The sequence below is a fragment of the Arthrobacter sp. LFS091 genome (assembly GCF_047977885.1).
Classification (GTDB): Bacteria; Actinomycetota; Actinomycetes; order Actinomycetales; family Micrococcaceae; genus Arthrobacter.
Genome location: NZ_JBFPFP010000003.1, coordinates 360,838 through 382,618 on the forward strand (window position 1 = coordinate 360,838; position 21,781 = coordinate 382,618).

The 21,781-nt window shown below is 63.8% G+C and carries 26 protein-coding genes; 9 read left to right on the forward strand and 17 right to left on the reverse strand.

All coding sequences use genetic code 11. The features are described from left to right. Positions 1-188 precede the first annotated feature (188 nt). Positions 189-1,556, forward strand: a complete 1,368-nt coding sequence (locus ACNQOP_RS07365; RefSeq protein ID WP_416403849.1) for a serine/threonine-protein kinase — start codon at positions 189-191, stop codon at positions 1,554-1,556. Positions 1,557-1,611: 55 nt separating this feature from the next. Here ACNQOP_RS07365 and ACNQOP_RS07370 read toward each other — a convergent pair whose 3' ends face one another. Further along, a complete protein-coding gene (locus ACNQOP_RS07370) occupies positions 1,612-2,841 on the reverse strand; it encodes an ATP-binding protein (protein WP_416403851.1) in 1,230 nt (409 codons plus the stop codon). 78 nt (positions 2,842-2,919) lie between these two features. On the opposite strand from ACNQOP_RS07370, the gene ACNQOP_RS07375 reads away from it, so the two are divergent. After that, positions 2,920-4,326: an MFS transporter gene (locus ACNQOP_RS07375; protein WP_416403853.1), complete on the forward strand. Its 1,407-nt coding sequence runs from the start codon at positions 2,920-2,922 to the stop codon at positions 4,324-4,326. 107 nt (positions 4,327-4,433) lie between these two features. On the opposite strand, the gene ACNQOP_RS07380 is transcribed toward ACNQOP_RS07375, so the two are convergent. The 13 genes from ACNQOP_RS07380 to ACNQOP_RS07440 form a co-directional block, all read right to left on the reverse strand. After that, entirely contained in the window at positions 4,434-5,438 is a 1,005-nt protein-coding gene (locus tag ACNQOP_RS07380; RefSeq protein WP_416403855.1) for a hydroxyacid dehydrogenase, read from the reverse strand. Beyond that, entirely contained in the window at positions 5,435-6,346 is a 912-nt protein-coding gene (locus ACNQOP_RS07385) for a carbohydrate ABC transporter permease (RefSeq protein ID WP_416403858.1), read from the reverse strand. Before ACNQOP_RS07385 ends, ACNQOP_RS07380 begins: the two co-directional genes overlap by 4 nt. Continuing rightward, entirely contained in the window at positions 6,343-7,290 is a 948-nt protein-coding gene (locus ACNQOP_RS07390; protein ID WP_416403860.1) for a carbohydrate ABC transporter permease, read from the reverse strand. The genes ACNQOP_RS07385 and ACNQOP_RS07390 overlap by 4 nt, the downstream gene beginning before the upstream one ends. Positions 7,291-7,349: 59 nt before the next feature. Beyond that, positions 7,350-8,663, reverse strand: coding sequence for an extracellular solute-binding protein (locus ACNQOP_RS07395; RefSeq protein ID WP_416403862.1), 1,314 nt, complete (start codon positions 8,661-8,663; stop codon positions 7,350-7,352). A 135-nt stretch (positions 8,664-8,798) separates the two neighbouring features. After that, positions 8,799-9,896 (reverse strand): substrate-binding domain-containing protein, encoded by a 1,098-nt coding sequence (locus tag ACNQOP_RS07400; protein ID WP_416403864.1) that lies wholly within the window; start codon positions 9,894-9,896, stop codon positions 8,799-8,801. An 83-nt stretch (positions 9,897-9,979) separates the two neighbouring features. Then, a complete protein-coding gene (locus tag ACNQOP_RS07405) occupies positions 9,980-10,330 on the reverse strand; it encodes a hypothetical protein (RefSeq protein ID WP_416403866.1) in 351 nt (116 codons plus the stop codon). Next, positions 10,327-10,899, reverse strand: a complete 573-nt coding sequence (locus tag ACNQOP_RS07410; RefSeq protein WP_416403868.1) for an Asp23/Gls24 family envelope stress response protein — start codon at positions 10,897-10,899, stop codon at positions 10,327-10,329. The genes ACNQOP_RS07405 and ACNQOP_RS07410 overlap by 4 nt, the downstream gene beginning before the upstream one ends. Beyond that, entirely contained in the window at positions 10,896-11,480 is a 585-nt protein-coding gene (locus ACNQOP_RS07415) for an RNA polymerase sigma factor (protein ID WP_416403871.1), read from the reverse strand. The genes ACNQOP_RS07410 and ACNQOP_RS07415 overlap by 4 nt, the downstream gene beginning before the upstream one ends. Before the next feature lie 46 nt (positions 11,481-11,526). Next, positions 11,527-12,132 (reverse strand): hypothetical protein, encoded by a 606-nt coding sequence (locus ACNQOP_RS07420; RefSeq protein WP_416403873.1) that lies wholly within the window; start codon positions 12,130-12,132, stop codon positions 11,527-11,529. Continuing rightward, positions 12,129-12,710, reverse strand: a complete 582-nt coding sequence (locus ACNQOP_RS07425) for a hypothetical protein (protein WP_416403875.1) — start codon at positions 12,708-12,710, stop codon at positions 12,129-12,131. The genes ACNQOP_RS07420 and ACNQOP_RS07425 overlap by 4 nt, the downstream gene beginning before the upstream one ends. Beyond that, positions 12,707-13,084, reverse strand: a complete 378-nt coding sequence (locus ACNQOP_RS07430; RefSeq protein ID WP_257370722.1) for a hypothetical protein — start codon at positions 13,082-13,084, stop codon at positions 12,707-12,709. Before ACNQOP_RS07430 ends, ACNQOP_RS07425 begins: the two co-directional genes overlap by 4 nt. After that, positions 13,081-13,272, reverse strand: coding sequence for a DUF2273 domain-containing protein (locus ACNQOP_RS07435; protein WP_284986743.1), 192 nt, complete (start codon positions 13,270-13,272; stop codon positions 13,081-13,083). Before ACNQOP_RS07435 ends, ACNQOP_RS07430 begins: the two co-directional genes overlap by 4 nt. Beyond that, positions 13,269-13,745, reverse strand: coding sequence for an Asp23/Gls24 family envelope stress response protein (locus ACNQOP_RS07440; RefSeq protein WP_257370724.1), 477 nt, complete (start codon positions 13,743-13,745; stop codon positions 13,269-13,271). The genes ACNQOP_RS07435 and ACNQOP_RS07440 overlap by 4 nt, the downstream gene beginning before the upstream one ends. Before the next feature lie 199 nt (positions 13,746-13,944). Here ACNQOP_RS07440 and ACNQOP_RS07445 point away from each other — a divergent pair, with 199 nt between their 5' ends. The 3 genes from ACNQOP_RS07445 to ACNQOP_RS07455 all read left to right on the forward strand — a co-directional run bounded on the left by ACNQOP_RS07445 (position 13,945) and on the right by ACNQOP_RS07455 (position 15,507). Then, the gene (locus tag ACNQOP_RS07445; RefSeq protein ID WP_235521172.1) at positions 13,945-14,265 is read left to right on the forward strand and encodes a hypothetical protein; all 321 of its coding nucleotides are present in this window, start codon (positions 13,945-13,947) and stop codon (positions 14,263-14,265) included. 100 nt (positions 14,266-14,365) lie between these two features. Next, complete coding sequence (locus tag ACNQOP_RS07450; RefSeq protein WP_416403879.1) at positions 14,366-14,569, forward strand: hypothetical protein; 204 nt, start codon at positions 14,366-14,368, stop codon at positions 14,567-14,569. 134 nt (positions 14,570-14,703) lie between these two features. Then, positions 14,704-15,507, forward strand: a complete 804-nt coding sequence (locus tag ACNQOP_RS07455; protein WP_416403881.1) for a DUF1206 domain-containing protein — start codon at positions 14,704-14,706, stop codon at positions 15,505-15,507. 111 nt (positions 15,508-15,618) lie between these two features. Here the strand turns inward: ACNQOP_RS07455 and ACNQOP_RS07460 are convergent, their stop codons facing one another. Both ACNQOP_RS07460 and ACNQOP_RS07465 read right to left on the reverse strand, forming a co-directional pair. Next, complete coding sequence (locus ACNQOP_RS07460) at positions 15,619-15,879, reverse strand: hypothetical protein (protein ID WP_257370727.1); 261 nt, start codon at positions 15,877-15,879, stop codon at positions 15,619-15,621. Further along, positions 15,872-16,141, reverse strand: a complete 270-nt coding sequence (locus ACNQOP_RS07465) for a GlsB/YeaQ/YmgE family stress response membrane protein (protein ID WP_235521163.1) — start codon at positions 16,139-16,141, stop codon at positions 15,872-15,874. Before ACNQOP_RS07465 ends, ACNQOP_RS07460 begins: the two co-directional genes overlap by 8 nt. Before the next feature lie 594 nt (positions 16,142-16,735). On the opposite strand from ACNQOP_RS07465, the gene ACNQOP_RS07470 reads away from it, so the two are divergent. Continuing rightward, the gene (locus ACNQOP_RS07470) at positions 16,736-17,158 is read left to right on the forward strand and encodes a hypothetical protein (RefSeq protein WP_284986740.1); all 423 of its coding nucleotides are present in this window, start codon (positions 16,736-16,738) and stop codon (positions 17,156-17,158) included. Here ACNQOP_RS07470 and ACNQOP_RS07475 read toward each other — a convergent pair. Next, positions 17,155-17,859, reverse strand: a complete 705-nt coding sequence (locus tag ACNQOP_RS07475; RefSeq protein WP_416403884.1) for an alpha/beta fold hydrolase — start codon at positions 17,857-17,859, stop codon at positions 17,155-17,157. The genes ACNQOP_RS07470 and ACNQOP_RS07475 overlap by 4 nt on opposite strands. A gap of 230 nt (positions 17,860-18,089) precedes the next feature. On the opposite strand from ACNQOP_RS07475, the gene ACNQOP_RS07480 reads away from it, so the two are divergent. Genes ACNQOP_RS07480 through hpaE form a run of 3 tightly spaced genes read left to right on the forward strand, consistent with a single transcriptional unit; the run spans position 18,090 to position 21,764 of the window. After that, entirely contained in the window at positions 18,090-19,589 is a 1,500-nt protein-coding gene (locus tag ACNQOP_RS07480; protein WP_416404083.1) for a fumarylacetoacetate hydrolase family protein, read from the forward strand. Next, positions 19,582-20,241 (forward strand): GntR family transcriptional regulator, encoded by a 660-nt coding sequence (locus ACNQOP_RS07485; RefSeq protein ID WP_284986737.1) that lies wholly within the window; start codon positions 19,582-19,584, stop codon positions 20,239-20,241. Before ACNQOP_RS07480 ends, ACNQOP_RS07485 begins: the two co-directional genes overlap by 8 nt. 11 nt (positions 20,242-20,252) lie before the next feature. Then, positions 20,253-21,764, forward strand: coding sequence for a 5-carboxymethyl-2-hydroxymuconate semialdehyde dehydrogenase (gene hpaE, locus ACNQOP_RS07490; RefSeq protein ID WP_416403886.1), 1,512 nt, complete (start codon positions 20,253-20,255; stop codon positions 21,762-21,764). Positions 21,765-21,781 lie beyond the last annotated feature (17 nt).

Genomic DNA, 21,781 nt, shown 5'->3' on the forward strand with positions numbered 1-21,781 from the left:
AAGTATCCTGATTACTAATCTGGTGAACCGGATGATGCTGTTTGGGCTGGGGGTCGCTCAAGCCGCGGTTGTTGAAGCAGTCGGCGACGCGCGGCTACCGTGAAAGTTTGATTGACGGCATTACTTGGTGACGGCGGACCCCCCGGGGTTACGTGCAGCCGGGTGGGGCCTGAAGGGCGTGACAATTCGTGGGCAACAATGACGAGGCCGTGGACTCCCGCGTCCCCGATTCCATCGACGACACACTGGATGGCCGATACCAGCTGGGTCCGGTTTTGGGCCGTGGGGCCATGTCGACCGTGTACCGGGCCACAGACCTGCTTCTTGGCCGTGACGTGGCCATCAAGATCTTCCTCCCGGGCTCAGGCGACGATTCGTTCCGTGCCCGGCAGGAAACTGAGATGCGTCTCCTGGCCAGTTTTGACCACCCCGGGCTCGTGGCTGCCTTCGACGTGGGCGTCGATACACGAAACGATGAAGAGCGGGCGTACCTGGTCATGGAACTCGCTGAAGGCCGTGACCTCCGGGCCCTATTGGCCGACGGTCCGCTCACCGTCCCCGAGGTTGCCCGCATCGGGGCGCAGATCGCGGGCGCACTCTCCCAGGTGCATGGCCACGGCGTCATCCACCGGGACATCAAGCCGGCCAATATCCTGGTATCCGACGACGCCGGGCTCGCCCAAAAGGTTAAGCTGGCGGACTTTGGCGTCGCCCTGGTGGTGAACGACAGCCGCCTGACGGCAACGGGCTTCACCGTGGGCACTGCCCAGTACCTCAGCCCCGAGCAAGCGCAGGGCCTGGGCCTGACTCCCGCGAGCGACATCTACTCCTTGGGGCTGGTGCTCCTGGAGTGCCTCACTGGCAGGGCTGAATACCCCGGAACGCCGATCGAAACAGCTTCCGCGCGCCTTCACCGCGCGCCCGAAATACCGGCCGGGTTGCCCGCGCCCCTGCGTTCGCTGCTGGAGTCCATGACTGACATGGATCCCGGAAAACGTCCCGCCGCAGCTGGCGTAGAGCAGGCCCTTGCTGATGACGGAATCCAGTCGGGGCGAAGGACAGCGGTGCTGCCGCCTTTGCCCTCCCGGCCGCCGGTGCGCGCTGCCGAAACCAAGGTTTCGATGGCCACGGTCATGACCCTTCATAAGCGGCGGCCCAAGACTGTCTGGGGTGTCGGAGCAGCTGCGGTGACCGTGCCTTTGGCGCTGGTGCTGTTTACTCAAGGCCTGGCTCCCTCAGGTTCCACGGCAGACAACTCCCTGCCCGCAGAATCGGAAGTGTCGCAAGCGGATCCTCAGCCTGCCGCGCCGGTTGTTCCGGTTGTGCCGACGCCCGCCGGTGTCACGCCCGTCGAGGCCGACCCCGCGGCCGCCGTTCCTGCTGACATCGTCAACCTGCCGGAACCTGCGCCAGTCCCCACCGTTCAGGCGCCCGCAGCCGTTCCCGCCGCCGTTCCGGCCGCAACGACGCCGGATAACAAGGGCAAGGAACACGGCGGCAACAAGCCGGACAAACAAAAAGGAAACGGCCCCGCCAAGCAGCCCAAGGACCGGTAAGAAAGGCACGACGGCGGGTGTCCGCCGTCATGCGGCCCCATCACCAGGTGCGTGGCTAGGGTTCGGCGGGAAAGCTGACGGCCACCGTGGTGCCGCCGCCCGGTGTTTCTGCGAGGTTGAGATCCCCGCCGTGTGCTTTGGCGATGTTGCTGCACGTAGCCAGGCCGAGGCCGGAGCCTGGTCCATCACCATTGCGTCGCAGGCGCACCAGGGGTTCCAGGACTTTGGCGCGGTCCTCCGGCGCGATGCCCTTGCCGTTATCGGCCACGAACACGGTGGTGCCGTGGTAGTTGGACACGCCGCTGATGCGGATCCTGAGTTCCCGCTCGGGGCTGCTGTAGTTCATGGCGTTGGACACCAGGTTCTGGAGCAGGATGCGGAGCTGGCCACGGTCCGCACGCAAGCTGATGTCTTCAACTTCCACGATTCCGGCGTGCTCCACCCCGAGGTCGCCGATGACCTCCTCCGTGACGTCCCGCAGGGAGATCTGTTCCGGCTGGATCCCGCCACCCACGCGGGAGTAGCTGAGGACGTCTTCGAGCATGCCCAGCATTCGCCGCCCGCTGGCACCGATCCGGTCCAGGTATCGTGCGGCAGTGCTGTTTGGTTCGACGTCGGGGTCGTCCTCCACCAACTCCACATAGCCAAGGATGGTGGTCAGCGGGATGCGGAGGTCGTGGCTGACCCTGCCCGCGAAACCGGCAAGCTTGGCGTTGCTGTCCTTGAGTTCGCTGTAGGTCCTGTCCAGCTGGACGGTGCGGTGCTGCAACTCAAGCAGCTCCACCACCTGCTTGGCGAGGACCTCTAGCATGCTCACCTGCTCAGGCCGCAGCTCGTTGGTCTTGTCGGAGAAAACACAGAGTGTGCCCGGGACAAAACCCGACTCTGTCTGCAGGGGCACGGAGGCATAGAAGCGTACTTTGCCGATTTCCCCGGTGACGAACGGGTTGTCGGCGAAACGCGGATCCTTGGAAGCGTCGGCCACGACGGTCCGTTCACGCGACAGGAAGACTTTTGCGCACATCGAATCTTCGCGGGAGCACACGCCCGGGTCAACGCCCCAGGCGCCGATCTGGTGCTGGTACTCGGCACTGATGATGTTCACCACTCCGAAGGGAGCGCCGCACAACTCAGTTGCGAGACGCACGAGGTTCTGCAGGGCGCTCATCACCGCAGCGTTGGGAAGCAAGGGGGAGCCTGCCTCGGGGTCCAATCCGTACTCCTGCAGTTGCAGGTCACGGCCAAGGTCCTCGGTGAAGGACAGCTGCCCCCGAACTTCCGTCATTAGAACATTCCCCCAAGCTTCTTCAGGATTCCTTGCCGATACTACCGGGGAAATAGCCCGGATGGTTTACTAAGGGGCATGAGCGAGCAGGTCCCGGCCCAGGCCGGCGATTCCGACGCCATCGACCTCTCCCTACGGACGCCGGCAGAGCGGTCCCGTACCTTTACCGGGATCCTGATCAACACTGCCCTGGCGAATATCACCACCAGCTATTTGTGGTTCGCGTTGACCTTCTGGGTGTACCTGGAAACCCGCAACGTCATTGCCACAGGGGTTATCGGCGGCGCCTACATGCTGTTGATCGCCCTCTCCAGCATCAGTTTCGGCACGTTCGTGGACCGATACCGGAAGCTTGCCGTGATGCGGTTCGCCGGAGCCTTCACCATGGTGATGTTTGTGCTCTCAGGCCTCATGTTCCTGGTGACGCCCGAAGCGGCGCTGCTGGACCTTGCCAAGCCGTGGTTCTGGATCTTCACGGTCATCATCCTCGTCGGTGCCGTGGTGGAGAACCTGCGCAACATTGCCCTCTCCACCACGGTGACCATCCTGATCGAACCCGATCGGCGGGCCAACGCCAACGGCCTGGTCGGGATGGTGCAGGGGCTGATGTTCATTGTCACTTCCGTGCTCTCGGGCCTCTCCGTCGGCCTGTTGGGGATGGGCTGGACGGTGGTGGTGGCCATCGTCATGACCGTTCTCGCCTTCGCTCATCTGCTGAGTCTCCGGCTGCCCGAAGAAGTGCGTGCTGCTGCGTCCGATGCCCAAGGCGGCTTTGACCTGCGCGGATCATGGGCGGCCGTCATGGCGATCTCCGGGCTGTTCGCACTGATCCTGTTCTCAACGTTCAACAACTTCATCGGCGGCGTCTACATGGCGTTGATGGACCCCTACGGCCTGGAGATGTTCTCCGTGGAAATGTGGGGAACTGTCTTCGCCATCGGAGCCACGGGCTTCATCCTGGGCGGCGCGTTGATCGGCAAATTCGGTCTCGGGCAGAACCCGTTGCGGACCTTGCTCCTTGCTGTGGCAGTCATGGGCTTAGTGGGTGCCGTGTTTACGTTGCGCGAATGGGCCTGGCTCTACATTGTGGGGATCTGGCTCTACATGGCCTTGGTTCCCGTGGTGGAAGCGGCTGAACAGACCGTCATACAGAAGGTGGTGCCGCTCCACCGCCAAGGCAGGGTCTTTGGCTTTGCCATGGCTTTCGAATCCGCAGCGGCACCCGTTACTGCTTTCCTCATTGCCCCGATCGCCCAGTTCTGGCTCATCCCCTATGCCCGCTCCGCGGAAGGTGCAGCCCGGTTGGAGCCGTTGCTGGGCGAGGGGACGTCCCGCGGCATCGCGCTGGTGTTCCTTGCGGCCGGCACCATCATGATCGTGGTGGCCGGGATCGCGTTCCTTACGCCGGTCTACCGGAGGGTCTCCGCTTCATACGCCGGGTCCGGGGCGAAGGAGACGGAGAGCGAGAACGCAGCGACCAATTGAAAGCCCCCCGCCGTGGGCGACAGCCCGCTGGACCGGACACCAAGGCAAGAGACGCGCGACGGCGGGAGGTCGCCGTCGTGCGTTGCGTCGGTCCGCGCCCGGGTCACCTACGCCATGAAGGCGAGGTCCTCACGCCTGACCCTGAACCGAAGGGGTTCGCCGCGTGCCAGCCGCAGTGCCTCGTCGACGGCGCTCGCCGCCATACGCTCAAGCTCACTGCCCAGGGAACCCGCCACATGCGGGGTCAGCAGCACATTGGGATGGGTGTAAAAAGGGGAGTCGGAAGGCAGCACCCAGGGCGTCGTGACGTCCAGGATGGCGTACAGGTCACCCTGTTGGACCCTGGCGAGCAGCGCATCCTGGTCCACCAGTTCGCCTCGAGAGGTGTTGATGAACGTGGCACCGGGCCGCATCCGCTGCACCATCGCAGCGTCCATGAGGTTCCTGGTGGAAGGCAACGACGGCGCGTGGAGGCTCACGACGTCGGAGGTCGCCACCAGTTCGTCCAGGCTGACGCTGACGACGCCGAGGGCCGCAGCCGCTGCATCGTCCAGGTAGGGGTCCGAAACCACGACCTCAAGATCGTAGGGGGCGAGCAGCCGGATGACGTGCCGGCCGATCTTTGAAGCCCCAATGATCCCTACTCTTTTGCGGTAGTTTCCCATGTCCGGAAAGAGCTGCTCGGGCAGCACCCCGGTCCGGGTGGAGTGCAGGGCCCGGGCAATCTGGAGGACCCGTTTATTGGCCAGGATGATCATGGCCACGGTGTATTCGGCCACGGGGATGGCGTTGGCGTCGGCCGCGGAGCTGACCTGGACACCACGTTCCCAGCAGGCTTCACCAACGTGGTGTTTCACGCTCCCGGCGGCATGCAGGACGTAACGCAAACGCGGCGCGGCATCCAGGACAGTTTCGTCGATCAGGGGGCAACCCCAGCCGGTGATGAGGACATCGGCGTCAGCCAGCAAGGAACGGCCGGCCGGTGAATGGAAGTCCTGGATGGGCGCGCGGCCCAGCAGGTTGACGGAAGGTTCCAGTGGGTCCAGGCTTCGCGGCGGAAAAACGGCCCGTGCTGTGTGGACCGGCATGGCCAAGGCAACGTTCAAGTTCACTTGACGCTCCCTGCGGTGAGGCCGGATTTCCAGAAGCGCTGGAGCAGGATGAACGCCACCAGTAGCGGAAGGATGGACAGCAGCGAGCCGGTGATGACCATGGGTGTGAACTCGGGTTGGGGCAGCGCGTAGCCCTGCCAGATGGAGATGCCTACACTGACCGGAAGCAACTTCTGGTCCTGCAGCATCACCAACGGAAGCATGAAGTTGTTCCACACGCCCACGAACTGGAACAAGGCGATGGTGACATAGCCGGGCATCATCATGGGCAGGCCCAGGGAGAAGAAGCTGCGGATGGGTCCCGCGCCGTCAACGCGGGCTGCTTCCAGGGTCTCGGCAGGGACATACGCCGCCGAGTAGACCCTGGCCAGGTACACGCCGAACGGATTGCAGAGCACTGGGATGAGGATGGCCCAGACGGTGTTGGTGATACCAAAGACGGAGGCCAGCAGGTACATGGGCAGGACGGTCGCGGTGTTGGGAATCAGCACGCCCACCAGGACGATGCCAAAGAACGAGTCCCGGCCGCGGAACTGGAATTTGTCGAAAGCGTAGCCGGCCATGACAGAGATCAGCCCACCGAACACCGCGCCGAAGGCGGCATAGAACATCGAGTTCGCCATCCAGCGAAGGAAGACTCCGCCGTCCTGGTTCAGCACGGCGGCGACGTTGTCGAAGAATGCCGGCTGGCCGAATGCGTAAGCGGCGGTGCCGTAGAGGTCTGCCGTGTTCTTGGTGGATGCAAAGAGCAACCACACCACGGGAAGGACCATGTAGGCGCAGCCCAGGATCAGGAGTGCGTTGACGGTGAACGAACTGGCAAAACCGCCGCCGCGGGCAGAACGCCGCCGTTTCAGTGGCGAAGCCGGGGCGGAAATCCCCGGGCGCGGCATCGTTGAGGTGCTCATGCTTTGTTCGTCCTTGAGCTGAAGCGGGTGACGGCCCAGGACAGCACGGCGGCCATGAGCGCGATAATGATGGAAGCGGCGGCGGCCTGGTTCAGGTTGTGCCGGTTGAACGCGGCGTCGTAGGCCCACATGTTGGGAACCCAGGTGCTGGTGACGGACGCCGTGGCCTTGGAAATAATCGACGGTTCCGTGAACAACTGAAGCGTTCCGATCACCGTGAACAGCATGATCACGCTCAGGGCCGGGAGGATCAACGGCAACTTGATGCTCAGGGCACTCCTGATTTCACCGGCCCCGTCAACGCGGGCTGCTTCCAGGATTTCCCGCGGAACAGCCTGCAACGCGGTGAAGAGGATGATCACGTTGTACCCGGTCCATTCCCACACAGCGATGTTCACGATGGAGGGCAGGATCATCTGGTGGTCCAGGAAGTTCACCGCAACCCCACCCGATTCCAGGGCTGAGACGATCGGGCTGACACCGGGTGTGTACAGGTACGCCCAGATCAGTGCGGCGATGACGCCTGGGACCGCATGCGGGAGAAAGACCAGCAACTGAAAGAGCTTCCTGGCCCGTGCCACGGCAGCATCCAGCAGGAGCGCGAAAGCGAGCGCCCCGCCCACCATGCACGGGATGTAGAGGGCACAGTACAGGGCGAGCCTGCCGATTCCTCCCACAAAGCTTTCCGACTGGAGGACCTGCAGGTAGTTTTCCAGGCCCACGAACGATGTTTTGGCCTCGCTGAAGCCAAGACCGGATTTCTGCTGGGCAAAGAAGCTCAGCACCACCGCGTAGATAACAGGTGCCACCATCGCGACGGCGAATACTGCGAAGAAGGGGGTTAGGAACAGTGCCGCGGTCCGTCCTCCCGTTCCGGACATGGGGCGTTGTTTGCGGGATCCCGGGCGTTTGGCGCCACGGACGGCAGGTACTTGGGTGACCATGGTTAATCTCCTCGCCGGCTGGTCGGCCCGGTGCTCCCGGGCCGACCAGCCTCGCGGGCCTACTCCTTGACGGAGAGGCCGTTCTGCTTGAGTCCGTCAACGGTGGCCTTCTGGGCCGCATCCACGGCATCCCGGACTTTGCCCCCGGTGCTCAACGTGCCGTAGGCGTCCTTGAGGGCCGTGTTGGTGATGTCCCAGTTGGGACCCCACTGCCAGCCCGGTGTGATGGTGGAGTAGGCCTTATTGAAGACTTCGTAGATGTCGTTACCGAAGTAGCTGGCATCGAAAGCGCTTTGCGCAACGGGGGTCAGCCCCGGCGAGGCGAGGAAAGCGGAGCCGGTGTTGCCGCGGGCCTTGATGGCGTCCGGGCTGGTGGTCAGGTATTCGATGAACTTCGCCGCCGCAGCAGGGTTCTTGCTGCTCTTGGTGACGTTGAAGCTGGAGCCACCGTAAAAGGCGTCCGACGGCGAACCCCAGTTGGGCACCTCCGCTGCGATCCACTGGCCCTTCTGCCCGCTGGCTTCGGTGCGCTTCTGGATGCCGGTTGCGCTCCAGTTGGCCCCCAGGACACCCACGACGGCGCCACTGGCCAGGTCCGCGGACCATTCGTCGCTGAAGGACTGCTGGACTTTGACGATTTTCTGGTCGATCAGCTTCTGCCAGTAGTCCGCTACCTTCCGCGTGGACTGGTCATTGATCCCGACCTTCCAGCTGTCCGCGTCGGTACCGAACCATTTGGCCCCGGCCTGCCAGGAGAGGGCGGCGGTCAGGGCAGCTTCGTTGGGGTTGAAGCTGGCCAGGTGGGCTTCGGGAGCCACGGCCTTGATCTTTTGGCCTGCGGCCTCGAACTCTTCCCAGGTCTTGGGCACCCCGACGCCGGCCTTCTCCAGCATGTCTTTGCGGTACCACATGATCATCGGGGCTGCGTCGTAGGGGAGCGCGTAGGTCTTTTCGTCGAACTGCACCAGGGCTTTGGTCTCATCGCTCAGTTTGTCGAGTGTTGCGGCCTTATCGATCAAGCCGTCCAGGGGCTGGAGTTGGCCGTTGCTGACGAACTGCGGCAGCTGGGGGTATTCGATGGTGGCAACATCGGGGCCGTTGCCGGCCGTGATGGCGGTGGACAGCTTTGCGTACCCTCCGCTCGCGCCGTTGGGAACGGTCTCGAAGGTGACTTTGATCTTGTCCTCGCTGGCGTTGAACGCGGCAGCCACTTTGTCCATTCCGGCCAGCGATGACCAGAAAGTGACGGTGCCGGTGGGGTCCCCGGTAGGGGCGGGCGCGGATGTCGCGGCCGGGGAACTGCCGCAGCCGGTGATGAGGGCGGCGCTGGCCATGAGGCTGACCGTTCCGAGCAGAAGCTGGCGACGCTTCATTCTGTTCTCCTTTGAAGTTCACGATGCGAAGTTGCGGAGTGCTCCGGGGCACTATCGAACTAACCACCATTGAATCCACAAAAGTGAACATTGACCACGAAGTGAACAGAAGTAAACAGATAGGTAGTGCCGAAGCTACCTTCGCGTCGAGTCCCGCACCACCAGCGCGGGCGAAAGGTTGACCCGCTGAAGCGCGGACGTGCCTCCACGTCCGGCTCCGATGCGGTCCAGGCACATCCGCAAGGCCTGGTGGCCGACGTCGTACTTGGGTGGTGCCACTGCAGTCAGGGGGACCGCTCCCAAAGCCGCAATCTCGTCGTCGTACGCGATGATCGCGAAGTCCTTCGGGATCCGGATTCCCTTTTCCTGACAGACGCTGGCGAACTGGAGGGCGTCCTCGTCCGTGTGGACGATTGCGGCCGTGACCTGCGACCCGGCACACCAGGACAGGATTCCGTCCACCATGACCCGGTGCGCCTGGGGATCGTTTTGCGCGCGCGGCATAGTGCGCACCAGGGAATCGTCCCGGGCATGGCCTGCCCGCTGCAGGGCCAGGTGGAAGCCACTGATGAGCTGTGGGGCGGTGGGGCTGTCCTCGCGCAGGCAGATGGCGATGCGTTGGTGGCCCAGCCCGAGGAGGTGGTTCACGGCGATTTCCGCGCCGCGGACGTGGTCGCTGCGGACCGATTCGAGGCGGCCGTGGTCCAGGGCGTCATCGATGGATCGCTCCACCACTACCACGGGAACCTCCGCTTCCGCGAGCAGCCCCAGTGTTTCCGTGCCCGCGAGCGACTGCCCTCCGGGCGTGACGAGGATCCCGTCCACGCCGTGCTCGTAAAGCCGTTTCAGCTGGCGCCGTTCCTCCGTCCCCGAGTAGTTCGAGACCCCCAGCACCAGCCGGACGCCCGCTTCCTGCGCCGCCGCTTCCGCACCCCGGATGACGCCCGGAAAATAGTACGACGCCGACGGCACGATCATGCCGACCGTCGCCAGCGGCCGCCTGCCGCCGGGACGCCAGGTGGTGGATCCGGCGGTACCGGTGCCAGGCTTTCCGCCGCTTGAGATGGCACCCCCGTGGACCCGCTCCAGGAGGCCCCGCTCGGCGAGGACCGCCAGGTCCCGCCTGATGGTCATCCCGGAAGTGCCGATCCTGGCGGCGAATTCCCCGGCGTTGAGGGATCCGTGAAGGGCGAGTTCCTTCAGGATGAGCTGTTGGCGATCCTCGGACAGCATGCGGGACTCCGTCTATCAAGTTCACTTGTGTTCAGTTTGTTCATTATGAACCAGAAAACCTCGTCGGCGGGAGCGCGAATGCCCTAGCTGCCAACTTTCACAACGGAAACCTCGACGGCGGCGGCGCGGGGGAGGAGGTGCCTCCGGATCGCGTCGGCTACTTCGCGGGCTACGGCCGGGGCCGGACGGGGTGTGCTGACACCGATCCGCGCTTTGACTGCCAGAGTGCCGGCCGTGTCCGTCAGGCCAATCAGGGGGAGGGGTTCGCCTGTGACCGCGGACAGCGCTGCGCCGGCTATGGACTGCCACAGCGGCTGCGTGGGGTAGACCGCGCTGACGCCAGGAACGGATTGGACCACGTCCAGCAGTTCCTCGGCCACGCCGGTGGGAGGGATGGCCGCGGATGAGGCCGCGGCGTCCAAGGGCTCGGTCATGGCTTCTCCTCCAGGACGTCGGTCACGGTGATGTTGATGGCTTCGATGGCGAGTTCGGTGTGGGTGGCCAAGGTCCTGGCCAGTTCCTCCCGCAACTGGTCGGCCCGCTCCTCCATGGAGTGCCCGTAGACAACCGCTATCTCTACCTCCACGGTGGTCAGCGCCCCGGGGGTGGTGACGTCGCCATGCAGTCGGCATTTGCCGGCGGCCGTGCCTGGATGTGCATCAACAACGGACCGGATCAGTGCCGAGATGGATCCTTCGGTTTCCCAGAGGGTGTCATCAGGATGGTCCGACTGCAGGGGAATGCTGCGACCCGGCCGCAGTTCCAGCCGAAGGTTATCGAGAATGGACTGCATCCAGTCATCAGTGCCTGAACCGGCGTCGGCCACGTCCGAGCTGAGGAGCTCACTGCCCAAAGCAGAGAGGTTTCGCAGGGATGCGAGGCCCGCTTGGCATTCGGGGCATGAGTCCAGGTGGGCAGGGTCAGCGATCTGCCCCGTGTCCAGGTAGGCACTCAATTCCGCCAGGCTATGCCCGCATTCGAGGGTGTCGCGGGGATTGTTCATCGCCATTCCTCCATCCTGCGCGCCAGGGTAATCCGGGCCCGGGCCAGACGGCCCCGGACACTGTCGGGGCTGATGTTCAACGTCAGCGCAATCTCCTCGTAGCTCTGGTCATTGAATTCCTTGAGCACCCAGCAGCGCCGCTGTTCCTCGGGAAGGGCTGCCAGAGCGGCCTTCAGCGCCTCCACCCGTGAGCTGCTGAGGGCATTCCCCTCGGGGTCTTCGTGCCGTGGCCGCGTGTGTTGGTCCACGTGGTTCTCCGCATCATCAAGGTCCGCGTGGTTACGGCGTTTGCGCAGGTAATCGATACTCCGGCTGCCAACGATCCTCAACAGCCAGCCCTTGACCGCAGCGGGGTCGCGAAGGCTGTCCAGCTGCTTCCATGCCTGCACCAGGGTTTCCTGGACGACGTCGTCGGCGTCTGCCAACGAGCCGGTCAATCGTCGCGCAGTGGCCCGCATCAACGGACCGTGCCGGCGGGCAAGCGCTTCGAAGGCAGCAGTGTCGCCGTCGGCCGCGCGGCCCGCCAGCAGGGAGTCGGGTACGAGGTCCAGTTGATGCTGAGCTGCGGGTGAACCAGTCACGTTCCTGCCTTCCTGTCCTCGTTGGTCTGTCCGGAATCACGTTGGCTCATTTCGCACGCTGGGCCCCGGACGTCCGGGTGCGGGCGCCGCTGGTGATTCGCACCAGTACGGGCACCGGATGGCCCAGCCACGAATCGATCTGCCTGACCAGCTGTTCGGCTGTATCCGCCAGCTCCCGCGGCGAGCTTCCGTGACGGGCTTCCATGCGGAGCCGCAATGCTGTTCCCTGCCTGGATTCCCATGCGGAGACCGATGTGGCCAGGACGTTCCGGTTCCCGCTGAGGGCATCCTGCACCGCTGCGGAAATGAGTCCGACGTCCACCACGGTCCGCCCGTCGGCTCCTTCTGATCGTTCGGCCAGGCGTGGCGTCCGCCCCCCACCTTGGGAAGCCAGCCATGCGGCGCTGAGTCCAGCACCGAGCAGGAGGACGCCGATTCCGGCCACCAGCCACCAGCTCCGTGCCGGTCCCGGGATGGGTGCGGTGCTTGCCAGTTGCCGAACCTGGTCCGTGAGGTTCGAGCCGATGGTCGTCCACGTGTCGGCAACTCCCGGCAGGGTACCGGCCGCGATGAGTACGGCTCCGGCGCCCAGCAGGATGATCCCCAGGATCGCCAGCAGGATGCGGTTAAGCGCCCGATTGGTTCGTCTCATTGTCCTACCGCTCCTTCGTTCGCGACCCGGACTTTGCCCGTGACCTGCCGGTCGAGCGCGTAGGCGGCCAGTTCGCCGTCGAGCGCTGTTTTGATGGACGCAAGGTCCAATGGAACGCCCGACGTCGGACGCACCTGGACGCGCACGGAGCGTCCGCCGACGGTTGTGGTCACTTGGCCCGGTGCCAGGCCCGCAGCGAGGCGCGACGTGCTGGACACTGCGGCGGCGATGACGTTGTCGTCCACGACTGTGGCGATGCGGTCGCTGGCCAGCGCGCGCCGGGCGCGGCGGCCTTTGCCTACGGCCACGCCAAGCAGCAGGAGCCCCAGGATTCCCAAGGCGACACCGGCCGCGGTCAGCCCTGCCGGCACGGTGGAGCCGGGGAGCCCGACGAGCCACTGACGGATGTGGGCCGGGCTGGCCAGCAGCGGCCGGTCATTGAGCAGCCACAGGACGCTTTCCGCAGCCAGCCAAAGGAAAACGAGGAGCAGGATACTTGCCACAATGATCGACGGGAGGGCCCGCGAGGAATGGGTTTCGCGTCGGACCATGCGCCTAAGAGTTCGATCCTGGGTCATTCCACTCTCCTTTCCTTGGACTGTTGGGGCTTGGCTCCCATCAGCCGGACATCGACCCGGCCAAATTCCAACCCGGTCAACTCCAGCCCCCGGGCCACCAGTTCGGTGCGCACAGCGTGGGCTTGGTCGAAGACGGTGCCGCCACCGTCCCTACGTGGTGCCAGCAGCGGGGGAAGAGCCATCTTCACCGTGAGGTTGACGCCCAGCTTTCCGGCGTCGTCCTCCAATTCAGCCCGCACTTGGTGCGGGTCCACCCGGAATGCGCGGGCGGTGATTGCTTCCACCGTCTTTTGCAGTGCCGAACGGGCGATTCGGGTGTGTCCTGCCCTGGCTGGCGTGGTCGCGGCAGGCATGGTCCCGGCTTCCCCGCTCATGTGGAGGAGCGCTTGCCCGACAAGGCATCCAGCACCCCGCGGAGGTCAAGCTTTCCTTCGGCGGAGCGGCCCACCACTGCCCCGATCGCCATGAACAGGGCTGTCAGCAGCAGGCCCCAGAAACCGAAAGCCAACGAAACGACAGCCAGGACCGCGCCTACGGCCAGTCCGGTAATGGTGGGGCTCATGCGACCCTCGGCTCACGCCCGGCATCATCGGCGTCCGCATCCTCGGACGGGACATGGATGTCCGTGATCGTGATGTTGACTTCCGTTACTTCCATGCCCACCAGGTCCTCGATAGCCGTGTAAACGGCGTCGCGGGCGTTGTCAGCCACTTCCTGGAGCGGGTGCGGGTACTCAACGACCAGGGTGACGTCGACAGCCACTTGGGTCTGGCCAACCTCAACGCTGACACCTTGCGTGAGGTCTTTCTGGCCGACCTTTTCACGGAGTGTTCCGATAGCCCTGGCTGCGCCTCCGCCGAGGGCGTGGACGCCGGGGATTTCCTGGATGGCGATACCGGCGATCTTGGCAACGACGCCGTCGGCGACGGTGGTGGCTCCGCGACCATCCTTGCCCTTATCCGGTGCCCCTGCGGGGGTGGTGGCTGCGGCGTTCTTGGCCGGTACGTCTGCGGGCGTGTGCGTCTGAACGGTCATGGCATTGACTCCTATGCGTTGGGTTTGCGTTGGGTGCGGCGCCCTCTGCGCCGTCATGAATAAGACGTGCCGGTGCGGTGATTCCTCACGCACAGTTTTGTGTGACGTGCATCACTGCTGGTTTCTTGATGCGGAATCATGTAGTTAGATTGCCATATAACTAGTCAATCAAGTTACATCTGTCCTTGGAGGAAGCGCTATGACTGTTGCATTGACGACGGGAACGACGGCCCAAGCTCTTCCCGGGCCTGCGCAGGAGGGTGCCCCCTCCCTGTCTGCGCCATCGCGGCGAACCATGTTGCTGGACGACGTCTGGGCGGCCTCGGCTCGAGTTGAGAGCCTGCAGTGGGAAATGGACGGAGCAGAGGACTCTTTATTGCAGGCCATGAGAAGTGCGGCCGCGGCGGGAGCGCAGCTCCCCGATCTTGCGATCGCGTCAGGGCTGGGCTTCGCCGACATTGAGCGCCTGCTAAACAGCGGCCCCACTCAGGCGGGTCGGGCGGAGATCGGAAATTCTTGACCCAATCTTGAGATGACCCGGCGGGGTTCTTGAGGGCCCGGTCCGATGGTTGAAACATCAGCCAACAGAGTTGATGGAACTTCCAGGAAGGACCACCGAGATGCCTGACCAGATCACCGCCCTGTCCGTCAGTGCCGGCCCGGCGCCTGTCACGTCCAGCCCGCTCGCCGGAACGGCCGAGCCTTCCCGGCACGCAGCCGAGGTCCCGGGCCAGGCCCGGGCCGTGGTGAGCGTACGCGAGCAGTTCAACCCGCTCGGCGTGGGCCTGAGGAGTATCTGGCCTCAGTCGGTGGTGGGTTTCTAAGGCCCGCAAACGTGTCGTGGCGGGCAGGCACCAAGGGTGCCTGCCCGCCGTCGTTAATGCGGTGGCCTGGACAACGATCGAATGGCACCATGGAGTGCAGGCGATAGCTAAGGAGGCTTGTCATCAAAGAGGAGATGAAGAAGGCGGCTGATGTGGCCGAGGACGCCTCAAACTCACGTGCCTTCGAAATCGTTGCCAGAACCGGCTTTGCCGTCAGTGGACTGTTGCATCTGCTCATTGGTGTCATCGCCTTGCAACTGGCGTTCGGGCGCACGGGTGAAGCCGATGTGTCCGGAGCTGTGGCATCCCTGGCTAACCAACCTGCTGGACCGTTCCTGCTCTGGGCCTGCTTCGCCGCTTGTGCAGCGTTGGCACTGTGGCAGTTGGGCAACGCCGTCCTGGGTTACCGCAGGAAGTCCGACAATAAGCCTGCCAAGCGATTCTCCGCAGCTGGCCAGGCCCTGGTATTCGCCGCGCTCGCCGCCACGATCATCTCCTTCATCATGGGCAAAGGCCGGAACAGCCGGGAATCCACCAGCGACTGGACCCTCACGCTCCTGAAAGCTCCTTTCGGGGTTTTCCTGCTGGTCGCAGTGGGCGCGGGCGTTGCCATCACGGGCATAGTTTTCGCGGTGCGTGGTTTCAAGCAAACGTTCACGCGGGACCTGTCCCTGTCTTCCAGCCAGAGTGTGCGGAAGTTCCAAACCGGTGTTGGCGTGGTGGGCTACATTGCCAAAGGAATAGCCCTTTTCCTTGTGGGGCTCTTGGTGGTCATTGCAGCTTTGCGGGCCCAGCCCGAGCAATCCACGGGGCTGGACGGCGGCCTCAAGGCCCTCAAGGAGCAGCCGTACGGGCCGTACCTTCTGGCGGCGGTTGCCGTTGGCCTTATTGCGTATGGGTTGTTCATGGTGGTCAAGGCCAGGACTTTGCGGACGTAGACCCCGGCAGAACGCGGCCCTGACGCGTCGGGGGCCTACGGAAGAACGACCAACGTAAAGAACCCGGAGGCTGCCAGTGCAGTCCTCCGGGTTCTTTGCTGTATTCAGGTGTTACGGACGGCTTGAGCCCGAGGCTTCGTCGTCCGGCTCGGATGAAAACGGACGATCCTTCGGGGTGTCCTCCGTGTTGCGCTCATCAAGCTCGGCGTCAGCTGAAGGGACCGTCTTCTCGGCGTAGTCACCCTCGGTGTAGTCCCCGCCGGCGTCCTCCTTCAGCGTTTCCGGTGAAGCGCCTGCGTCGCCGTAGTCGCCCTCAACATACTGGCCGTCCAGTTCCTCGCCGTTGGCGTCCCGATTCTGGTTGTTAGCCATGGTGTGCCCTGCGGTTGGTGAGGAGTCCCCAGATCAGCAGGACGATGATGGAGCCGCCGATGGCCAGCAGCCAGGTGGTCAGGGAGAAGAATTCCTGCAGTCCTGTGCCGAAGATGAGGCCGCCGATCCAACCGCCCAGGAGGGCACCTACGACGCCCAGCAGGAGGGTTACCAGCCAGCCGCCACCCTGGCGGCCGGGAAGAATAAGCTTTGCGATAGCGCCGGCCAAAAGACCAAGCAGTAGAAAACCAAAGAAACCCATTTTTGTTCCTTCTTTCTTGTTGATGGAAATTCCATGAACATTATGAAGAGGTTCAGTTCATCGGGTGCCTGTTCCAGTGTTCAGGCACCTTAATGGGGCCCTTGAAGGCCCTTTTCAATGCGGGGATTGGAACGGTTACGAAACCCCGATGAATTTGTTAACGACGGCCAATAAAGCACTCCTGCCGATTGGGTCGGTCTTGCTGCTACACCAGTAACGCTAGCCGCTCCGCGGACTAGTAGCAAGTAACCTGTCTAATTGTCGGCACGCGGCCCCCGCCACTGGGATCCAAGGATTTGCGGGCAGGCGCCTATGAACGGAGCCTTCAACACCCTTGGCTACCCCTTGGGGTTTCCCGCCGAACCGCTTCAGCTTGGCCTGGCCGAGGTTGCCTTGGTCCCCACCTGGAGCACCCTGTTGGTGGTCGATTAATAGGTCTTCTGCTCCATCTTGTCCGGCCTTGGCATAACGGCTGGATGGTTGCTTCAAATTCAGCAAATGTTCACGGATCGGCACATTAGTAATGTGCGCGTGACAGCAGGTGCGCTACCCGGCTAGTGTCGAAGGATAAACACCTCGGAAGGAGTGATTGCTGTGAAAGGGAAGGCATTGTTCGCCGTTGGCGTGGCCGTCGGCTACGTGTGGGGATCAAAATCCTGGCCGGAGGTGTATCGCCGGCTTCGCGGGGGCACCGAGAAGGTCCTGAACAACCCCGACGTCCAGCAGAACGTCCACCAGGCTACTGAGGCTGTCCAGGAGTCTGTACCGGACATCCTGGACAACCTCTATGACGCGGGAAAGAAGCTGCTCGAGAAGGTCGAAACCCTGTTCCCGGGTATCAGCGCCCCAAAGTCAGGCCAGGATTCCAGCTCCAAGCCCACTGTCACGACGGTGCCCACGGTCACGTCGGACGTCATTTCGGATCCCGCGTTGGATGACAGCACGGGCGCTGACTGGACGGACGAGGGCGGCGCCGCGCCGGAGGGGCCTGCAACGAATACGCGACCCCGCTCCTAGCTGGAACGTTCAATGGACCGCAGGATCGCCTCGCCCAACTCCTTGGGCTTGGTGAACTGCGGCCAGTGGCCTGTTGGCAGGTCGATGTAGTCCACGTCCCGGATCCTCGCGAGCTCGGCCGTGAACGGATGCCCGGCGTCCATCCACTCCTTGAGGAGCGAGGACGGGAACTCGCAGGCGATGATAGTGGCGGGGACCTCGTAGCGCCGCACATCGTGGAGGTGTTGTTGGTCGAACGCGACACCCCTGGGCTGGGGAATCGCGCGGGCACGGAAAGACTTGCGCAGTTCGTCGGTGAGGTCAACGAGGTCTTCCTCTTCGAAGGCTTCCCACGGCGGCAGTGGAATCTCGTCGCCGTCGTCGGGCAGTTCATCATTGATGACACCGCCCTCGCCCAAGGGGCCGCTGTCCACGTAGATGGCGCGGGCTACACGGTCCGGGCGGGCATCCGCCACGCCATGAATGATTGCCCCGCCGCCTGAGTGCCCTACCAGGATGACCTTGCCTTCGAGGGAGTCCACGGTGGAGGTAACGGCGTCGATATGTGTCTGCAGGCCAATTCCGGCACGGCTTGAATCGGCCGACTCCAGTCCTGGCAGTGTGAGCGGATGAACTGTGTGCCCTGCTGCCACCAGCGGGGGCGTTACCTCCGCCCAGGATGAGGCGTCCAACCAGAAACCGGGTACAAGGATGATGTCCATGCCGGTACCCTACGGGAGCCCACCGACAGTATGTAGGGGGTCGCCGCCCTCCCCGCGTTGCCTCCCTCGGCCTGCATCGGAAGGTATCGGGAACAGGGGTTGACGTGCCGTGGATCACGAGCCATAGTTATCGTATACGATTTCGTACCTGATAACGCTTGATGGAGCGTGCTCGCCGAAAAGGAGGACCCGTGACGCTGGAGTTCCGGACCCAGGAAGTCAACCAGGACATGCTGGCGCGGACGCGCAAAGTCATTGCCGTCCACATCAACTACCCCAGCCGCGCAGCCCAGCGGGGCCGCACACCGCAGCAGCCCTCCTACTTCCTGAAGCCGGCAACGTCCCTGGCGCTTGGTACGGCCGACGCTCCGGGAACTGTTGAACGGCCCGCCGGTTGCGAGCTGCTCGGCTACGAAGGCGAGATCGCCTTGGTCATGGGCAAGGCCGCCCGCCGGGTAGGGCTGGAGGACGCGTGGAGCCATGTCCAGTGGGTTACCGCATCCAACGACCTCGGCGTCTACGACCTCCGTTACGCGGACAAGGGCTCCAATGTCCGGTCCAAGGGCGGCGACGGCTTCACGCCTGTCGGTCCTGCACTGATCCCGGCGGACGCTGTGGATCCCGCTGCGCTGCGGATCCGGACCTGGCACAACAACGATCTCGTCCAGGACGACACCACGGAGGACCTGCTCTTTCCGTTCGCGCAGCTCGTGGCGGACCTTTCCCAGCTGCTCACCCTGGAAGAAGGCGACATCATTCTCACCGGCACCCCGGCCGGCGCGTCGGTCGCCCAGCCGGGAGACGTCGTCGAAATTGAGGTCACCGGCGGTGATTTCAGCAGCGGACGCCTGGTTACCAAGGTGACGGAAGGTACGACGCCGTTCGCGGACTTTGGTGCCCAGCCCAAGAGCGATGACACCCAGCGGGAAGAGGCGTACGGTTCGCGGGAAGCTGCGGGATTGGCCCCCGCCGCGGCTGATGCCGAGACCGGGAGTGCCCTGACGCCGGAGTTGAAAGCCAAGCTCGAGTCCGTCGCGACGGCCACGTTGTCTTCGCAGCTGCGCAAGCGCGGCCTCAACAACGTGAGTATCGATGGCCTGCAGGCCACCCGCCCGGACCGCAAAGTTGTGGGCCTCGCACGGACGCTGCGCTACGTTCCCAATCGGGAGGATCTCTTCAAGACCCACGGTGGCGGGTTCAATGCCCAGAAGCGCGCCATCGATTCCGTCAACGAAGGCGAAATCCTGGTCATGGAAGCCAGGGGAGAAAAGGGTACCGGCACAGTGGGGGACATCCTCGCGCTGCGGGCCCAGGTCCGCGGGGCAGCTGCGATCATCACCGACGGCGGCGTCCGCGACTACTCCGCCGTGGCCGATCTGGAGATGCCCACCTACTTCGCCAACCCGCACCCGGCCGTGCTGGGACGCAGGCATATCCCGTGGGATACGGACATCACCATCGCCTGTGGCGGGGCCACCGTGCAGCCCGGCGACATCATCGTGGCCGACTCCGACGGCATCCTGGTGATCCCGCCGGCCATCGCCGATGAACTCGTGGATGACTGCATTCAGCAGGAAAAGGAAGAGACGTTCATTTTCCAGATGGTCCAGGAAGGCAACAGCGTGGACGGGCTCTACCCGATGAACAAAGAATGGCAGGCGCGGTACGCGAAGTGGGTCACAGACGAGTGGAACGCCACGCAAAGCCCGGAAGGAGCATCCGGTGACTGAAACCGCCGTCGGAAGTAAGTCCCAGCAGGCCTATGACGCCGTCAAGGCCAGGATCGTCGAGGGTACCTACACCCCGGGCTACCGGCTGGTGCTGGCGAAGATCGCCGAGGATCTGGGCTTCAGCGTGGTTCCCGTGCGCGAAGCAATCCGCCGCCTGGAGGCCGAAGGGCTGGTGAAGTTCGAACGCAACGTCGGTGCGACGGTGTCCGGGATCGACCCCACCGAGTACCTGTACACGATGCAGACCCTCAGCATCGTCGAAGGTGCCGCCACGGCATTGTCGGCTCCGCTGATCGATTCGGTGGCGATTGCCCGGGCACGTGCGGTGAACGAGGAGATGCGTGAGTGCCTGGAACACTTCGATCCCGTCCGCTTCACGGCTTTGAACCAGGACTTCCACAGTGTCCTCTTTGAACACTGCCCCAATCCACACATCCTTGACCTGGTCCACCGGGGCTGGAACCGGCTCGCATCCCTGAGGTCCTCCACGTTCCGGTTCGTCCCCGGCCGCGCCCAGGAATCAGTCCGCGAACACGAAGCACTGCTGCAGCTCATCGAGTCCGGAGCAGACGCCGACACCATCGAAAAAGCAGCCCGCCAACACCGCGCCGCCACCCTGGACGCTTACCTCTCCACAGCAAAGAACCAGTAAGGACTTCAACGATGACGACCTCAGTAGAAACCAGCAAGCATTACATCCCCGAGAACCTCCCCACGCACATCCAGCACTTCATCAACGGCGAGTTCGTTGACTCTCTCTCAGGCAAGACCTTCGACGTCCTGGACCCCGTATCCAACGGCAACTACGCCACGGCCGCGGCTGGCCAGAAGGAAGACATCGACCTCGCCGTCGCCGCAGCCCGCGAAGCATTTGTGAACGGTCCGTGGCCGAAGATGAAGCCCCGCGAACGTGCCCGTGTGCTGAACAAGATCGCCGATGCTGTCGAGGCCCAGGAAGCGCGCCTCGCGGAGCTGGAAACGTTCGATACCGGCCTGCCGATCACCCAGGCCAAGGGCCAGGCCCTCCGCGCTGCCGAGAACTTCCGTTTCTTTGCCGACCTGATCGTTGCCCAGTTCGACGACGCCATGAAGGTCCCGGGTTCACAGATCAACTACGTGAACCGCAAGCCGATCGGCGTCGCCGGCCTGATCACCCCGTGGAACACCCCGTTCATGCTCGAGTCCTGGAAGCTTGCCCCAGCACTCGCCACCGGCAACGCCGTGGTCCTGAAGCCAGCCGAATTCACGCCGCTTTCCGCCTCCCTGTGGGCGCAGATCTTCAAGGATGCCGGGCTGCCCGACGGCGTGTTCAACCTGGTCAACGGCTTGGGCGAGGAAGCCGGGGACGCCTTGGTCAAGCACCCTGACGTACCGCTGATTTCCTTCACGGGCGAGACCACCACCGGACAGACGATCTTCCGGAACGCCGCGGCAAACCTCAAAGGCCTGTCCATGGAGCTCGGCGGCAAGTCGCCCTGTGTGGTGTTCGCCGACGCTGATCTGGACGCAGCCATTGATTCGGCCCTCTTCGGGGTGTTCTCCCTCAACGGCGAACGCTGCACCGCCGGTTCCCGCATCCTGGTTGAGCGGGCCATCTACGACGAATTCTGTGAAAAGTACGCCGCCCGCGCCAAGAACATCGTGGTGGGTGATCCCCACGATCCCAAGACCCAGGTGGGTGCGCTCGTCCACCCTGAGCACTACGAGAAGGTCGCATCGTACGTGGAGATCGGCAAGTCCGAAGGCCGCCTCTTGGCCGGCGGCGGCAGGCCCGACCACCTGCCCGAAGGCAACTACATCGCACCCACGGTGTTTGCCGACGTCGCACCTGACGCACGGATCTTCCAGGAAGAAATTTTCGGGCCGGTCGTGGCCATCACGCCGTTCGAGAACGACGACGAAGCCCTCGCCTTGGCGAACAATACCAAGTACGGCCTGGCGGCCTACATCTGGACCCAGAACCTGACCCGTGCGCACAACTTCTCCCAGAACGTCGAAGCCGGCATGGTGTGGCTCAACAGCCACAACGTCCGTGACCTCCGCACCCCGTTCGGCGGTGTGAAAGCCTCCGGCCTGGGCCACGAGGGCGGTTACCGTTCCATCGACTTCTACACCGACCAGCAGGCCGTGCACATCACCCTCGGCTCAGTCCACACCCCTAAATTCGGCGCCTAAGACCTTTCAACGAAGAG

Excerpts from the sequence above, each read along its gene's own strand:
- ACNQOP_RS07370 (WP_416403851.1), bottom strand. The coding sequence starts at position 2,841 with ATGACGGAAGTTCGGGGGCAGCTGTCCTTCACCGAGGACCTTGGCCGT.
- hpaE (WP_416403886.1), top strand. The coding sequence starts at position 20,253 with ATGACGACCTCAGTAGAAACCAGCAAGCATTACATCCCCGAGAACCTC.
- ACNQOP_RS07390 (WP_416403860.1), bottom strand. The coding sequence starts at position 7,290 with ATGGTCACCCAAGTACCTGCCGTCCGTGGCGCCAAACGCCCGGGATCC.
- ACNQOP_RS07425 (WP_416403875.1), bottom strand. The coding sequence starts at position 12,710 with ATGACCCAGGATCGAACTCTTAGGCGCATGGTCCGACGCGAAACCCAT.
- ACNQOP_RS07435 (WP_284986743.1), bottom strand. The coding sequence starts at position 13,272 with ATGAGCCCCACCATTACCGGACTGGCCGTAGGCGCGGTCCTGGCTGTC.
- ACNQOP_RS07465 (WP_235521163.1), bottom strand. The coding sequence starts at position 16,141 with ATGGGTTTCTTTGGTTTTCTACTGCTTGGTCTTTTGGCCGGCGCTATC.
- ACNQOP_RS07385 (WP_416403858.1), bottom strand. The coding sequence starts at position 6,346 with ATGAGCACCTCAACGATGCCGCGCCCGGGGATTTCCGCCCCGGCTTCG.
- ACNQOP_RS07430 (WP_257370722.1), bottom strand. The coding sequence starts at position 13,084 with ATGAGCGGGGAAGCCGGGACCATGCCTGCCGCGACCACGCCAGCCAGG.
- ACNQOP_RS07410 (WP_416403868.1), bottom strand. The coding sequence starts at position 10,899 with ATGAACAATCCCCGCGACACCCTCGAATGCGGGCATAGCCTGGCGGAA.
- ACNQOP_RS07375 (WP_416403853.1), top strand. The coding sequence starts at position 2,920 with ATGAGCGAGCAGGTCCCGGCCCAGGCCGGCGATTCCGACGCCATCGAC.
- ACNQOP_RS07480 (WP_416404083.1), top strand. The coding sequence starts at position 18,090 with ATGCTGGCGCGGACGCGCAAAGTCATTGCCGTCCACATCAACTACCCC.
- ACNQOP_RS07400 (WP_416403864.1), bottom strand. The coding sequence starts at position 9,896 with ATGCTGTCCGAGGATCGCCAACAGCTCATCCTGAAGGAACTCGCCCTT.
- ACNQOP_RS07440 (WP_257370724.1), bottom strand. The coding sequence starts at position 13,745 with ATGACCGTTCAGACGCACACGCCCGCAGACGTACCGGCCAAGAACGCC.
- ACNQOP_RS07460 (WP_257370727.1), bottom strand. The coding sequence starts at position 15,879 with ATGGCTAACAACCAGAATCGGGACGCCAACGGCGAGGAACTGGACGGC.
- ACNQOP_RS07445 (WP_235521172.1), top strand. The coding sequence starts at position 13,945 with ATGACTGTTGCATTGACGACGGGAACGACGGCCCAAGCTCTTCCCGGG.
- ACNQOP_RS07455 (WP_416403881.1), top strand. The coding sequence starts at position 14,704 with ATGAAGAAGGCGGCTGATGTGGCCGAGGACGCCTCAAACTCACGTGCC.
- ACNQOP_RS07475 (WP_416403884.1), bottom strand. The coding sequence starts at position 17,859 with ATGGACATCATCCTTGTACCCGGTTTCTGGTTGGACGCCTCATCCTGG.
- ACNQOP_RS07420 (WP_416403873.1), bottom strand. The coding sequence starts at position 12,132 with ATGAGACGAACCAATCGGGCGCTTAACCGCATCCTGCTGGCGATCCTG.
- ACNQOP_RS07405 (WP_416403866.1), bottom strand. The coding sequence starts at position 10,330 with ATGACCGAGCCCTTGGACGCCGCGGCCTCATCCGCGGCCATCCCTCCC.
- ACNQOP_RS07450 (WP_416403879.1), top strand. The coding sequence starts at position 14,366 with ATGCCTGACCAGATCACCGCCCTGTCCGTCAGTGCCGGCCCGGCGCCT.
- ACNQOP_RS07395 (WP_416403862.1), bottom strand. The coding sequence starts at position 8,663 with ATGAAGCGTCGCCAGCTTCTGCTCGGAACGGTCAGCCTCATGGCCAGC.